We start from the raw sequence: 12,737 nt of genomic DNA, 5'->3' as shown, positions 1-12,737 counted from the left end.
TTATGATGGATTTGATTAAAAGATTGCTCAGGCGAATATTTAGATCCCTGGTGTCGTATTATGGCCCCGCCGCGCTAACAATAGTATTTGCTTTAATTCAAGGTCTATGGTTTCCGGAGAGTCCTGCCTGGCTTATCCCCGTTTTTTTCTTATTTGTGATTTTTATTTTTTAACGATACGTAACATGGTAATTCCTGAAAATTATTACCCTCCTGAATATATAAGGAAATAGTATGTCTACACCCGCACATTTATGGCTTGAGGACGAAAATGGTTCTCCAATTATGGGTAGCTGTTTAATGCCGCTACGAATGGGATCTATCGAGTTAAAATCCTTCTCCCACGGTATCACTATTCCGGTAGATCCCAGTTGGGGAAAACTTACGGGTACCCGCGTTCACCGCCCTATCACGATAGTAAAAGAATTTGATCAGACAACACCGCTTCTGTATCGCGCAGTCTGCGAAGGCCGAACCATGAAGACGGCGACAATCAAAATGTATCGTATTCTCGAATCAGGTATTGAAGCCGAATATTTCAATATCATTCTGGAAAACGTCAAGTTTACAACGGTTGCACCGTACCTCTCTCCAAACGGTATAAGTAGTACTCATCTTGAAACGCTCGAATTGCGTTATGAGGCGATCACCTGGAAGTATACGGAAGGAAATATTATCTATCGTGATAGCTGGAACGATCGTTGCTGTGCGTGATGACAAAGGGTTTCACAGGAGGTCAAGGCTTCCTGTGAGCCTCACGAGGACATCAACCGCCGGCGGGAAATCTGGTGGATAATTTAGCAGCAACACCGTGGCAATGCTCTACCTTAGCGCTCCAACCGGGGGAGAATGTTCAGCATAAAAGTGACGTTGTCACATAGTAATTTTTCAAAGAGAATACCGCTGCTCATGGAAAAATCGCTTTCCCCACCAAGGAGGTGAATAATTTTATTTTTTATAAACAACACGTTACAGAAGATCTCAGTACGTTTAATCTCAGACTAATAATCAACATCATTGATTAAAATGTTTAATTGAATGAATCGATAAAGAGAGTATTGTTAAAAACAATGATGAGCGGAGATAAATAAATGTTACGTGATTTTTTGAAGGTAGAAAAAGAGGATCGTCTGGTCGAACAACAGGACGCCAGCAGCGGTAAAGCGAATTCAACGGACGTCACCGAATGGATTATTGTGAATAAAAATGGTGATAAAAAAGGCCGGGTGGCGTTATTCAATCAATTTACCACCCGCCGTTCCTATTGCGTGAATTACCGCATCACCCAGTTTGATAATAGCGGCAAAGTGGTTGTCGACCGGCTGGCGGAATCAATCTGATCCCGGGGAACGTTTTCACGCCGGCGTCCCGCGCCTTTAGCCCGGCCCGTCGCTGGCGGCGGCCAGCAGCGGCACAATAACATCGCTTAACGGCGTGGGGATATGGTGAATACGGCCATATCGCTGAACGACCCCGTTGCGAATATCCCACTCCAGCGGCAGCCCGGCCTCGCGATCCGTCAGTATTGAAGTGCTTAAATCCGGAGGCGCACGGTGAAAACCGGCGAGAATTTCCTGCGGCACGCCGTCGCCCAGGCTGGCGCCTGCGGCGCGCGCCACCGTCAGCCCCTCCTGCAAATAGGCTAAAGCAAGCGCCGTAATATCGTCGCGGGCAAACATCCCTGCCCGCCTCCCCGTCAGCACCATCAGACCGGCGACCGCATTCTGCAGCAGTTTGCGCCACGCAACGGAGAGAAAATCCGCACTGATATCCACTTCACAGCGCGTGTCCCGTAGCGCGTGCCGCACCCGCTCGGCCCCCTCAACATCCGGCAGCGTCAGGCGCGGTTTCGCCCGCAGCCAGACCGACGCTTCAGGTTCACGCTGGGCGGGGAACCAGACGACCGATGGCAGCACGGTAGCTTCCGCCACGTACGGCGCGAACAGCGTTTTTTGTTCAACGCCGTTTTGGAGCACGCAGACTACCGTTCGATCGTGACACAGCGCTTGCAGCCACGGAGCAATAGCCGCAATTTGTGTCGCTTTTACCGCCACAAATACCAGGTCGTACGGCGCGGCGACCGATGCCGGCTCCGTCAAGACAGGTCCCGGCACCACAATTTTTCCGCCATCAAAACGCAGCGACAGCTGCGGGTGCGCGCGGCGGCCGCATACCAGAGGCGTACGGCCAACCTCGTGCAGCGCCGCGGCGATGGTGGTACCAATTGCGCCCGGACCGATCAGCGCAACGGTGGGTTCTTCAACTGTCATCTATGCCTCCAGGCCGCTTCCGGCCCCTGAGATTTCATTGGTACGTAACATAAACGCGACTTCGTTCGCATTACCATTTTATTCATATGGGTAATCTGAATGTGTGTGTCAGCGTACACACTTTTCACCATCAACAAGGAAGGTACATGTTTCCAGAATACAGAGAGCTGATTTCTCGATTGAAAACCACGCACCCGCGCTTTCAGTCGCTATTCGAAAAACATAATGCACTCGATCACGACATTTCGCGCATAGAAGGAGTCGATGGCAAAGGATACAGTCTCGAGCTTGTACAGATGAAGAAAGAAAAACTTATGTTGAAGGACGAAATGCTCAAAATCCTCCAGCATGAAAGCCTGATGTAAACGAGAAGGCCGCCGGATGGCGGCCTTCTTATAGCACCAGGCTACGAGCGAATAAACGCCAGCAGATCGGCGTTAATCACATCGGCGTGCGAGGTATGCATACCGTGCGGAAAGCCGGGATAAATTTTTAGCTGGCTGTTCGGCAGCAGCTTATCCTGCAGTATCGCGGCGTTTTGATAAGGCACAACCTGATCATCATCGCCCTGCATCACCAGCACCGGCAGCGTAATGGCTTTTAAATCTTCGGTCTGGTCGGTTTCCGAAAACGCCTTAATCCCCTCATAGTGCGCTTTTGCGCTACCGGTCATGCCCTGCCGCCACCAGTTCTGAATCGTGCCCTGGGACACCTCCGCGCCTTCACGGTTAAAGCCGTAGAACGGCCCGGACGCCACGTCGAGATAAAACTGCGAGCGGTTGGCGGCCAGCGCTTTGCGAAAACCATCAAACACCTCGATTGGCGTACCGCCCGGATTACTCTCCGTTTTTACCATCAATGGCGGAACCGCGCTGATCAGCACCGCTTTGGCCACGCGCCCCTGCGGCTGACCATACTGCGCAACGTAGCGCGCAACCTGCCCACCGCCGGTAGAATGTCCGATATGCACGGCGTTATGCAGATCCAGATGCTCCGCCACCGCTGAGGCATCAGCGGCATAATGATCCATATCGTGTCCGTCACTCACCTGATCTGAACGACCATGACCGCGTCGGTCAATCGCAATTACCCGGAACCCTTCTGCCAGGAAAAACAGCATCTGGTTATCCCAATCATCGGCGCTTAAAGGCCAGCCATGATGAAATACGATCGGCTGCGCCTCCTTCGGGCCCCAGTCTTTAAAGAAGATATTGACGCCGTCTTTGGTTGTCACAAATGCCATGTTACAAACTCCTCTCGTGAGAAAACAAGGCTGCGGGCCTGACGCCTGCAGTGGGTCGGGTCTAAAGGCGGGATGCTATCTCTGGACGATAGCGTCTCGTTAGGTGTGAAAATGACCTGGCTGGAAAAGTGTAGATGATTTTTGCCGATACTGAGCGTTCGCTTTGTATCCGATAAATGGGCTGTTAACAGCCCGGTTAAGCATGCAGAAAGGAAAATTTAACGCAGCACGAACTTAATAACGCCGGATGGTTACCGTTTCGGCTCCCGCCTGGTCGAGCGCGGCGAGTCCCTCCTCTATCCGCCCGAGGCTTATCAGCCCGGGGGAGTGGCGAAAATCCTCGCGAAAAATGGCCAGATTGCCCCACGGCGCGTAATAGGCGATGTCGCCGCGCCGTGGGGTCATTGAGGCGCCAGAATCCGCGCGGCGCAGTTTCGTCGGCAGCCAGGCGATTTTTTCCGTGGAACCATAATCCTCGAGCTTCACCGTCATCGGCAGCTGCGCCAGGAACTCATTAGCCGCTGCGCTCTCATCCAGCGAGCCGACAACCGTGACGCCATTGAACTCAAACTGAATCTTCACCGCGTTCTCCCGCCCGGCGGCAAATGCCGCCCCCGTCGTAGCAATAAAAATCAATAACGTGGCGCTAAGAGAGTTGAACATCCGCTCACCCTGCCAGGCCACGAGCGCGCAGGACTTCACTCACCACCGCTACCGCCGAAAAGGCATTTGGCCAGCCGGCATAGAAAGCAGCATGCGCAACGATCTCCCCCGCCTGTTGCGCGGTGAGGCCGTTATCCATCGCCCGGTTAAGGTGGTAGCCAATTTGCGCGCTTTGCCCGGCGGCAATCAACGCGCTGACCGTGACCAGGCTGCGGTCGCGCGGCTTCAGCCCCGGTCGCTGCCACAGGTCAAGAAACAGCGGTTGAGTCGTAAACTTCACCAGTCCAGGGGAAATCGCGCCGAAGTTCTGTTCTACGGTTGTTGAACGCTGGTTCTCCACCGCCTGATTAAGAGGGAGCAGCTCCGGGGAGGCAGCAGCCAGCTGCTCGCGGCCAATGCCGCGCGCGACAAAAATATCTTTCGTCACCGCAACGGCGGCCATCGCGTTGGGCCAGCCGGAATAAAAAGCCAGATGCGTGACGATCTCTGAGATTTCAGCCGCCGTGACGTCGTTATCCAGAGCAACTTCAACGTTATGTTTTAGCTCCGCCGGCTGATTACGGGCGATAAGAATCGCCACGGTCACGATGCTGCGGTCGCGACGCGAGAGTTCTGTTCTCTGCCAGAGATCCCCTATCAGCACCTCGCTGCCGAAACGGGCAAGCGCCGGCGCGACGGATTGAATATCCTCAGCGGACAATACGGATGGACTACGTGGAGCCATTTTTTCACCTCTTTTTTCTTCTGCCAGGGCTGGCGCGCCCAGCATTAACGACATTGCAGCTACGGCAATAAAAGCTTTCATTCTGAACACCTTCCCGGAACGTTAATTCTTCAGCCTTTCCACCAGTTGACGCTGGTATTCAGGCAGTTGATCGCGGCTGGCGCGCTGAAAAACCAGCGGAGGCAGCCAGGTCATTCCCGCATGCAGCGCGCTGGCCTTCATTGGCGTAAAGACGTCGGCCAGGCTGACGCCCGTTCGCCCGGTCTCGCCGTATGTCGCGTCACCGCCTGCAGCCGTCGTGACAATCAGCATCTCTTTGCCCTGCCATACTCCCGGCCCTACGCTGCCCCAGGTATCGTTCAGCCAGGCCTTCATCATCGGGGTGATGTTGAACCAGTGGGTCGGGAAGATAAAAACGATGCGCGAGTGTTCCCGCATGAGCCGTCGCTCTTCATCGGCATTGATATTTCGGGTGTCAAAACCGTAAAGCGCCTCGAGATTGCGTACGGTCACGCCGGGTACGCTTTGCGCTGCGGCCTCAAGACCTTTGGTCATGACAGATTGCTCGGGATACGGATGAGAGACGATAACCAGCGTGTTAGCCTCTGCCGCGCGGCTGGTAGAGGTAAAGCTAAACAGAAATGCGGTGACGGCCAAAAGCCAGAACAGACCGGGAATACAGCGGTGCGAATAGTTCATCAAGCTCTCCTTATCTTTTGCCACAGGGTAAGGCGCGGAATAAGAAGGAGCCAGCCCTCGCTATCGAATGGGGCTGTGAGTTATTTTCATCAATCAGGCTACAGACCGAGCGGCTTCATTTCCCGCACAAGGGAGATTAACAGGCGCAGCCCGGTGGGAACCTGATGACGGCTGGAGTAATAGATATAGAATCCCGGTCCGTATGAGGCCCAGTCGGTCAGCACCAGACGCAGGCGCCCTGCGCTGACGTGCTCTGCTATCAGCGGTTCCGGCAGGTACATCAGGCCAAACCCCTGCAGAATGGCCACCACGCCCGTCTCCGCCAGATCGACCGTTAACAGCGGCGGTACTTTGACGGTGAGCTGCTCTTCGCCACGTTCAAACTCCCATTTATAAATGCGGTTGTTTCCCAGACGATTGCTGACGCAGCGGTGCTGTTGAAGATCGTGAGGATGCCGGGGCTCGCCAAAGCGGGCAAGATATTCCGGGGATGCGGCGACCACCCAGCGCACATCGGCGGACAGCCGCTGCGCCACCATATCTTCAGGCACGGTTCCGCCATAGCGGATCCCTGCGTCAAACCGCGCTTCCGTTACATCAACAATGCGGTTGCTGGCCACGATATCCAGCTCAATATCGGGGTAACGTTCAGCAAAAACAGGCAGGACCGGGGCCAGCAGCAGCGTGGCCGCCTCGACGGCGACGTTGAGCCGAATATGTCCCGCAGGCGAGTCGCGAAACTGGTTGAGCTGTTCAATCGCGCCATCTATGGCGGCCACCGGCTCGCTCACCGCGCTGGCCAGACTCTCACCTGCCGCCGTCAGGGTTACGCTTTTGGTCGTACGGTTCAGCAGACGCACGCCCAGCCGCGCCTCAAATCCCTTGATCGCGTGGCTCAGCGTCGATGCGCTCACCCCAAGTTCAACGGCAGCTTTACTAAAACTCTGATGGCGGGCTATGGCGAAAAAATAGACAAGATCGGCCATGTCGGCACGGGTTATATTCATACGGTCTCGCTAACTGGATAGACTTTAAGCTGAAAAAACAACGTTACTTTGATGTGATGGCGTATCGTGACGTTGATCCGACCAGGAAACTCAAAGACCTGGATGCACGAGCAATCTTCCGGGCGGTATGTTTATACTACAGGCGTCAGCCTTGATAAACTGACCTTCCGACCGGAGATAAACCCATTTTATCCGCCAGAGGCGCATTTATGTTACCTGATTGCGATAAAGCCATCGTCCTGCTGCATGAAATCTACGGCATCAACGCGCATATTCAGCGAACCGCCGCGACCTGGCGCAGCCGCGGCTACGATGCGTACACGCCAGCGCTTTTCCCTCACTCTGCGCCGTTCGCCTATGAGCAGCAGGAGCAGGCCTGGCACCACTTTTCCGATAACGTCGGATTTGATACCGCCGCCATCGTGTCGCTGCTGGCCGAACTAAGAGCGAAATACGGCACGCTAATCCTTATCGGCTACAGCGTAGGCGCCACCTTAGCCTGGCTGGCTGCCAGGAGCGGACTCTGCGACGGTGCGGTTTGCCACTACGGTTCACGGATCCGCCAGTACTGCGATGCGGCGCCTCCGTGCCCAACGCAGGTGATTCTCGCCCGCCATGAACCGGCGTTCGATCCCCGCGCCCTGCAAAACGAGCTGGAGAAATATCCCTCCGTGGCCTGCCGGATGTTCAATGCGCAGCACGGCTTTTGCGATGCCGACAGTCCGGCGTGGGATGCGCGCCTTGCGCAGCAGGCGGACGAAGACACGCTGCGGTTTTTAACGCTTATTCAGCAAAGACAGGAGGCCTGATGCATCAGATATTTCAATGGATTAACGAACCCGCGACATGGTCAGAAGAGGACGGCGAACTGCGCGTAGTGACCGATGCGCAAACCGACTTCTGGCGCGAAACCTGGTACGGGTTTGAGCGTTTTTCCGGGCATATCTACGCCACGGAAGCCGCGGGGGACTTCACCTTTCAGGTAAGGGTGCGAGCAGATTTCAGTACGCTGTATGACCAGGCAGGGATCATGTTAATGCAGGACGCCAGGCGCTGGATTAAGGCCGGTATCGAGTACAACGACGGCGCGCCCGCTATCGGTAGCGTACTGACGCAGGGAACATCAGACTGGGCAACCGGTATTTTCCCGGGCGACCCCGGTGAGTTCTGGCTGCGTCTGACCCGCCGCGGAGAAGCGCTGCGCCTGCAGTATTCAACGGATGGCCAACTGTGGCCGCTGCTGCGGCTGTGCCCTTTTCCGGGCGGCGCGGCGAAGGTCGGCATCATGTGCTGCACGCCGCAGCGCAGCGGCCTGCGGGTTACTTTCGACCAGATATCACTGCTGCCGCCGAATGATAAAGATTTGCACGATCTGAGCTGAGCAGTCGGCTCGCGCGCGGGCAAAATCGCTGAAGAATCGCGACGGAGGTATGATTTCTGGCTCCTCGGGCTGCCCGTGCTCGCGCCTTGCTGCTAGATTGGCAGCAGCAACCTTCAGGCGAAAAATGAGGAGGAGTCATGTTTTCCTACATCATGCTCGGCACTAACGATCTGCCGCGCGCGATTCGTTTTTACGACCCGTTGATGGAGATGCTGGGGCAGCCCCGGAGCGGCCGCAGCGAGCAAGGCGCATCGTGGGGGACATTCAGCGGAAACCGCACCATCGGGCTGTGCGTTGGCAAACCGTTCAACCAGCAGCAGGCAACAGTGGGCAACGGCGCTATGGTGGCCCTGAACGCACGTTCGGTTGAGCATATTCAGCAGCTGCATCAGTTGGCGCTACGCCTGGGAGGAAGTGATGAAGGCGCCCCAGGACACCGCCCGCAGTACGGTGAAGGTTTCCACAGCGCCTACGTCAGAGATCCGGACGGCAATAAGCTGGCGTTTGTTTATTACGCAAACGCAGACTAAGCCCCACGCCGGAAAGTTAAGGCAGGGTTAGCGCATGGCGAAACCCTGCGCATCTCTCAATATCGCGACGGATGCTCTCAGCCAGATGATTCGATTTCGGCAAATGGCCATGCAAATCGCGGCCTTGTCTGCATCAGCCTTCCGTAAACATTCCCGACCTGAACGTCTCCCTCATGGCTTCGATCTCTTGCTGGCGGGCCGCCTTTAAGGCAGAAAGCATATTGCAGGTAAAATCCACAAAGCCAACGCCGTTGGCGGTCACCAGGTTACCGTCGCGTACCGAAGGCTCGTTTCTGTACCGCGCGGCGCCGCTGTAGGCTGACCCCGCCCGGCTCTGCAGGTAGGCCAGCCCGTTCGAGGTGTGGTCGACATCATTGAGAAAGCCATGCGCGCCAAGAAAGGCCGAAGCGTCGCATATCGCGCCTACCACAATCTGCCGGGCCTGCGCTTGTTCTACCAAAGGTACAACCCGCCGGGCCTCCTCTCCCCACCAGTTCATTCCGCCTACCAGCACCAGCGCGGCGTAATCATCGGGTATCGTCTCGAAGGTATAATCCGGCAGGCAGCGCACCCCGCCAATTGACCTCACCGGCCCCTCATCGGCAGCCACGGTTCTGACTTCGTATCGCGGTTCCCATACGCCAAACCCGCGGCGCAGCGCCGGTGCCAGCAGCGCGAACTCCCAGTCGGCGTACTCCTGGATGAGGACAAACAGCACTTCTTTACGCGTATCCATAGACATCGCACTCTCCTTTTATTAACAGAATTTGCCGTCGCAGCATCCGGGTACCGATGGACACTATCGCCGTACTGCCGCCAAAAACTGTATAAATTAACAGTATAAAAGGCAAGGCTATTTTGCCCCTTGCGGCAACCCGAATCGATTTTTGCGAGTCAGCTCCCCGGATAGAAAACTATCCGGGGCAATAGCTATCGTCTCCCGCGCGCTGAGCCCGCGTTTAATGAAATAGGCCTGCGCGCCAGGAGAACCTCTCTCGTGATGTACAGCGTATATCCCTCCGGCCGCAGCCTGGGTGCCCGCAGTTCTTTCAGCGTAATACCGACGATATCTCCCGATTGAAGACGTTGACGGATCGCGCTACCGCTAAGCCGCAGCGCTCGTCTCAGGACCGACAGCAGGCTGGTCTGAAAGGCGCGCGTGACCCTGACATCCACCCTCACCTGAGAAGCGCGAACAAGGTTGATGCGCCAGCGTTCCTGAACCACAAAGTCAGGCGTACCCGATAGCGCCGCGCGATTACGCCGCAGAACGACCGGATCGTGAGAGTAAGCTTCGACGGCAGATTTATCGTTAGCGATAAATCGCGCGTAGAGCTGCGGGTTGATTTTGCTGACGGGCAAACGCGAGAACAGGCTGATGTTCCAGGTATACGCGCAGCGCACGCACTTATAGATACTCCAGACATCGAGCACTTTTTTTTGCGAGTTGACCCGGAAGGCGCCGGATGGGATGAAATCCTGCTGCCCATGACAGGCGGGGCAGCGCTTGCTAATCAGCTGATAGCCGACTGGCCTGACGTTCCATGTAATTTTCATGGTGAACCTTTTTTTAACCCATACAAAAGCGGATCCGTCGAAAACGGACCGTAATTTTTGCGATGTGAAAAATATTTAGAGAATACTTTTCAGTGGGTTAAAAAAAGATTTCCAACGCGACGACCCTGTCTGACCGTGAATGAATGCGTTCAAGAGTAGCAAAACGCCAAGCGGGCTAAATATGCATTAAATCAATAAATACATAGAAATCATTCACAAACGACGTTGTTTACCTTCTGTTCACAAAACGAGAAGCGGCTCACTGATCAAACAAACCTAAACGTTTATGTTTAGCCTCATAAACGTTTAGGTCAAGGAAATAGCCGTCTGTATCGCGGGTAATTTCATAAATACAGAGAGCGAAATATGCGTAAAGCAACGATGCGGGATGTGAGTGAAGCGACGGGATTTTCTATGTTTACCGTTTCACGCGCGCTAAACGGTGGCGATGGCGTTGCTGACGACAGCCGGGAGCTGATTTTAAAAGTGGCGCGAGAACTCGGCTACGTACCTAACCGCGCGGCCCAGGCGCTACGCCGCTCAAGCAGGGACTCGGTGGCGGTGATTACCGCCCATGCCTCGAACTCTTACTACCTCAACCTGATGTCCGGTATTCAGCAGATGCTGCAGCCGTCGCAGTGGACCGTAGTGCTTGGCGATATCGCGGTCAACGGTACCTACGACCGTGCGCAGGAAGATCGCATGATTAACCGCCTGATCGAGTCGCGAATGGCCGGGATCATTTCGACGGTGACGCTTCATCCGGAAAGCCTGAGCCTGCTGGCGAAATGGGATATTCCGATCGTCTTCGTTGACTCACCTCCCCGCGGCGAGCACAACTTTCCCAGCGTCACGACCGACAATTATCAGGCCAGCCTGCTGGTGGGGAACCATCTGGCGCAGCACGGCTATAAAAGCTGGCTGCTCCTCATCTACCCGGACCGCTGGACCACGCGTTTTGAACGCGAGCGCGGTATTCGCGAGGCCGCAGAGCGCTGCGGCGCAACGCTTGAAGTTGTCGAAACGGAGAACGACGCGCAGTCGGCTGCGGACACCCTGAGCCGATACCTGGACCGCCAGACATCGCTGCCGGACGCGCTTATTGCCGGTAACAACCCTATTCTGCTGGGTTCACTTAAACAGCTTCAGCAGCGCCAGATAGCCATCCCCGACGATATGGCGCTTATCGCCTACGATGAATTCGACTGGGCGCCGCTATTAAATCCGCCGCTAACGGTGCTCAATGAAAACAGCGAAGAGATTGGCAGGCAGTCGGCTGAAATGCTTATCCAGTTAATTAATCCGGAAGGAAAAGGAGAAATTAATACCCAGCGTAAAGTTCCCGCCGAACTGGTTATTCGCCAGTCCTGCGGCTGTAGAAAATGAATAACTATTAAAAAGATTGCTGACAACGTACCGCCCGGACGGCATTGCCCGGCGGCGCTTCCCCTGCACGGGCCGACAGAAACGGCGCTTGCGGTTTTCGTCGGCCGGGTAAGGCGCCACCCGACAAAAAAGCGGGCTACGGCGTGCTATACGCGCTCATCATTTTAGCGATGTAAATAACGGCTGAATTTCAGTCGCTACCGAAAAACAACATCAGGGGATTATTTCTGAGGCTTCCCCACACCTGGCCGTACCTTATACCACACGATAATGAAAGGAGCAGAATATGACCAAACTTCGCAAAGCATGGCTGGCTGTCGCGGTTAGCGCGGTAATCACCACCATGACAGGGTTTATTCCCGCAGCCAGCGCCGCGCCGCAGGATGGCAAAAAAATCTCCCGCATCGGCTTAATGGTGCAGGACATGTCCAACCCCTTCTTCTCGGCAATGGAAAGGAACGCTAAGCAGGCCGCGGCGCAAATCGGCGCAACCCTTAACGTACAGGATGCGCAGGTCGATCTGGCAAACCAGAACACGCAGATTGACGCGTTTATTCAGCAGAAAGTGGATCTCATTATTATTTCCGCCGTCGATGAGTCCGGGATCGAGCCGGCCATTCAGCGGGCAAAAGCCGCCGGAATTATCGTTATCGCGGTCGATACGCCCGCGAAAGGCGCAGACGCGGCGATCATGACCAACGCCATCCAGGCCGGGGAAACCTCCTGCGAATACCTGTTCAGCCAGATGGGCGGCAAAGGCAAAGTGCTGCTGGTGGATGGCACGCCGATTCAGACCATTATCGACCGCATCAAAGGCTGTAAAAACGTCGCGCAAAAATACCCGGATATCAAAATCGTCGGCCAGCAGGCATCGCGCAACGACCGCGCTTCCGGCCTGATGGTGACCACCGACATGCTCACGGCCAATCCGGACGTCGCCGGTATTTTCGGCATGAACGATCCTTCCGCGCTCGGTGCGGTACTGGCCGTTGAACAGGCGGGCAAAGCGGGCGCGATCAAAGTTACCGGCGTCGACGGTAGCCCGGAAGCGGTTGAAGAACTTAAGCGCAGCGGCTCGCCGTTTATCGGTACCGCAACGCAAAATCCGGGCGAAATGGTGCGCCAGGCCATCACGCTTGCTCAGGATATGGTCGACGGCAAACCGATCGCCTCCCATACCGTCCTGATCCCCAGCGTACTGGTCACCCGCGATAACGTCGACAGCTATCCGGGCTGGTAATCACTTCGTCACTTTAAGAGGCAAAAACGGGATGACGC

The 12,737-nt window shown here is 55.5% G+C and carries 17 protein-coding genes; 9 read left to right on the top strand and 8 right to left on the bottom strand.

Annotated elements, in window-relative coordinates:
* Positions 1 to 2: 2 nt before the first annotated feature.
* The 3 genes from SIK97_RS23145 (at position 3) to SIK97_RS23135 (ending at position 1,339) form a co-directional block, all read left to right on the top strand.
* The gene (locus SIK97_RS23145; RefSeq protein ID WP_305955821.1) at positions 3 to 173 is read left to right on the top strand and encodes a hypothetical protein; all 171 of its coding nucleotides are present in this window, start codon (positions 3 to 5) and stop codon (positions 171 to 173) included.
* 60 nt (positions 174 to 233) lie between these two features.
* On the top strand, positions 234 to 713 hold the full coding sequence (locus SIK97_RS23140) for an Hcp family type VI secretion system effector (protein WP_014229423.1): 480 nt from the start codon (positions 234 to 236) through the stop codon (positions 711 to 713).
* Positions 714 to 1,090: 377 nt separating this feature from the next.
* Positions 1,091 to 1,339, top strand: coding sequence for a hypothetical protein (locus SIK97_RS23135; protein WP_004120166.1), 249 nt, complete (start codon positions 1,091 to 1,093; stop codon positions 1,337 to 1,339).
* A 36-nt stretch (positions 1,340 to 1,375) separates the two neighbouring features.
* On the opposite strand, the gene SIK97_RS23130 is transcribed toward SIK97_RS23135, so the two are convergent.
* Positions 1,376 to 2,269 (bottom strand): oxidoreductase, encoded by an 894-nt coding sequence (locus SIK97_RS23130; protein WP_047723792.1) that lies wholly within the window; start codon positions 2,267 to 2,269, stop codon positions 1,376 to 1,378.
* Between the two features lie 146 nt (positions 2,270 to 2,415).
* Here SIK97_RS23130 and SIK97_RS23125 point away from each other — a divergent pair, with 146 nt between their 5' ends.
* A complete protein-coding gene (locus SIK97_RS23125) occupies positions 2,416 to 2,634 on the top strand; it encodes a YdcH family protein (protein WP_004102179.1) in 219 nt (72 codons plus the stop codon).
* Positions 2,635 to 2,675: 41 nt separating this feature from the next.
* Here the strand turns inward: SIK97_RS23125 and SIK97_RS23120 are convergent, their stop codons facing one another.
* The 5 genes from SIK97_RS23120 to SIK97_RS23100 form a co-directional block, all read right to left on the bottom strand.
* Positions 2,676 to 3,512, bottom strand: coding sequence for an alpha/beta fold hydrolase (locus SIK97_RS23120; RefSeq protein ID WP_014838530.1), 837 nt, complete (start codon positions 3,510 to 3,512; stop codon positions 2,676 to 2,678).
* 234 nt (positions 3,513 to 3,746) lie between these two features.
* The gene (locus SIK97_RS23115; protein WP_057173815.1) at positions 3,747 to 4,175 is read right to left on the bottom strand and encodes a cyclophilin-like fold protein; all 429 of its coding nucleotides are present in this window, start codon (positions 4,173 to 4,175) and stop codon (positions 3,747 to 3,749) included.
* A 4-nt stretch (positions 4,176 to 4,179) separates the two neighbouring features.
* Positions 4,180 to 4,980, bottom strand: coding sequence for a carboxymuconolactone decarboxylase family protein (locus SIK97_RS23110; protein WP_057173814.1), 801 nt, complete (start codon positions 4,978 to 4,980; stop codon positions 4,180 to 4,182).
* A 21-nt stretch (positions 4,981 to 5,001) separates the two neighbouring features.
* Complete coding sequence (locus SIK97_RS23105) at positions 5,002 to 5,598, bottom strand: NAD(P)H-dependent oxidoreductase (RefSeq protein WP_014229429.1); 597 nt, start codon at positions 5,596 to 5,598, stop codon at positions 5,002 to 5,004.
* Between the two features lie 98 nt (positions 5,599 to 5,696).
* The gene (locus SIK97_RS23100; protein ID WP_048252265.1) at positions 5,697 to 6,605 is read right to left on the bottom strand and encodes a LysR family transcriptional regulator; all 909 of its coding nucleotides are present in this window, start codon (positions 6,603 to 6,605) and stop codon (positions 5,697 to 5,699) included.
* Positions 6,606 to 6,814: 209 nt separating this feature from the next.
* Here SIK97_RS23100 and SIK97_RS23095 point away from each other — a divergent pair, with 209 nt between their 5' ends.
* The 3 genes from SIK97_RS23095 (at position 6,815) to SIK97_RS23085 (ending at position 8,516) form a co-directional block, all read left to right on the top strand.
* Complete coding sequence (locus tag SIK97_RS23095; protein WP_057173813.1) at positions 6,815 to 7,414, top strand: dienelactone hydrolase family protein; 600 nt, start codon at positions 6,815 to 6,817, stop codon at positions 7,412 to 7,414.
* Positions 7,414 to 7,986 (top strand): DUF1349 domain-containing protein, encoded by a 573-nt coding sequence (locus SIK97_RS23090; protein WP_004851043.1) that lies wholly within the window; start codon positions 7,414 to 7,416, stop codon positions 7,984 to 7,986. The genes SIK97_RS23095 and SIK97_RS23090 overlap by 1 nt, the downstream gene beginning before the upstream one ends.
* A 137-nt stretch (positions 7,987 to 8,123) precedes the next feature.
* On the top strand, positions 8,124 to 8,516 hold the full coding sequence (locus SIK97_RS23085) for a VOC family protein (protein ID WP_057173812.1): 393 nt from the start codon (positions 8,124 to 8,126) through the stop codon (positions 8,514 to 8,516).
* 133 nt (positions 8,517 to 8,649) lie between these two features.
* Here SIK97_RS23085 and SIK97_RS23080 read toward each other — a convergent pair whose 3' ends face one another.
* On the bottom strand, positions 8,650 to 9,258 hold the full coding sequence (locus SIK97_RS23080; RefSeq protein ID WP_057173811.1) for a DJ-1/PfpI family protein: 609 nt from the start codon (positions 9,256 to 9,258) through the stop codon (positions 8,650 to 8,652).
* Positions 9,259 to 9,446: 188 nt separating this feature from the next.
* On the bottom strand, positions 9,447 to 10,073 hold the full coding sequence (locus SIK97_RS23075; protein WP_057173810.1) for a DUF1062 domain-containing protein: 627 nt from the start codon (positions 10,071 to 10,073) through the stop codon (positions 9,447 to 9,449).
* A gap of 366 nt (positions 10,074 to 10,439) precedes the next feature.
* Here SIK97_RS23075 and SIK97_RS23070 point away from each other — a divergent pair, with 366 nt between their 5' ends.
* Both SIK97_RS23070 and SIK97_RS23065 read left to right on the top strand, forming a co-directional pair.
* Positions 10,440 to 11,459, top strand: coding sequence for a LacI family DNA-binding transcriptional regulator (locus tag SIK97_RS23070; RefSeq protein WP_057173809.1), 1,020 nt, complete (start codon positions 10,440 to 10,442; stop codon positions 11,457 to 11,459).
* Between the two features lie 286 nt (positions 11,460 to 11,745).
* Positions 11,746 to 12,699 (top strand): ABC transporter substrate-binding protein, encoded by a 954-nt coding sequence (locus tag SIK97_RS23065; protein ID WP_014229437.1) that lies wholly within the window; start codon positions 11,746 to 11,748, stop codon positions 12,697 to 12,699.
* The last annotated feature ends 38 nt before the right edge of the window (positions 12,700 to 12,737 follow it).

This window comes from Klebsiella sp. JN_Kp126, from assembly GCF_033843325.1.
Classification (GTDB): Bacteria; Pseudomonadota; Gammaproteobacteria; order Enterobacterales; family Enterobacteriaceae; genus Klebsiella; species Klebsiella michiganensis.
The sequence above is the reverse complement of the archived record's forward strand: the minus strand, read 5'-3'. Positions and strand labels throughout refer to the sequence as shown.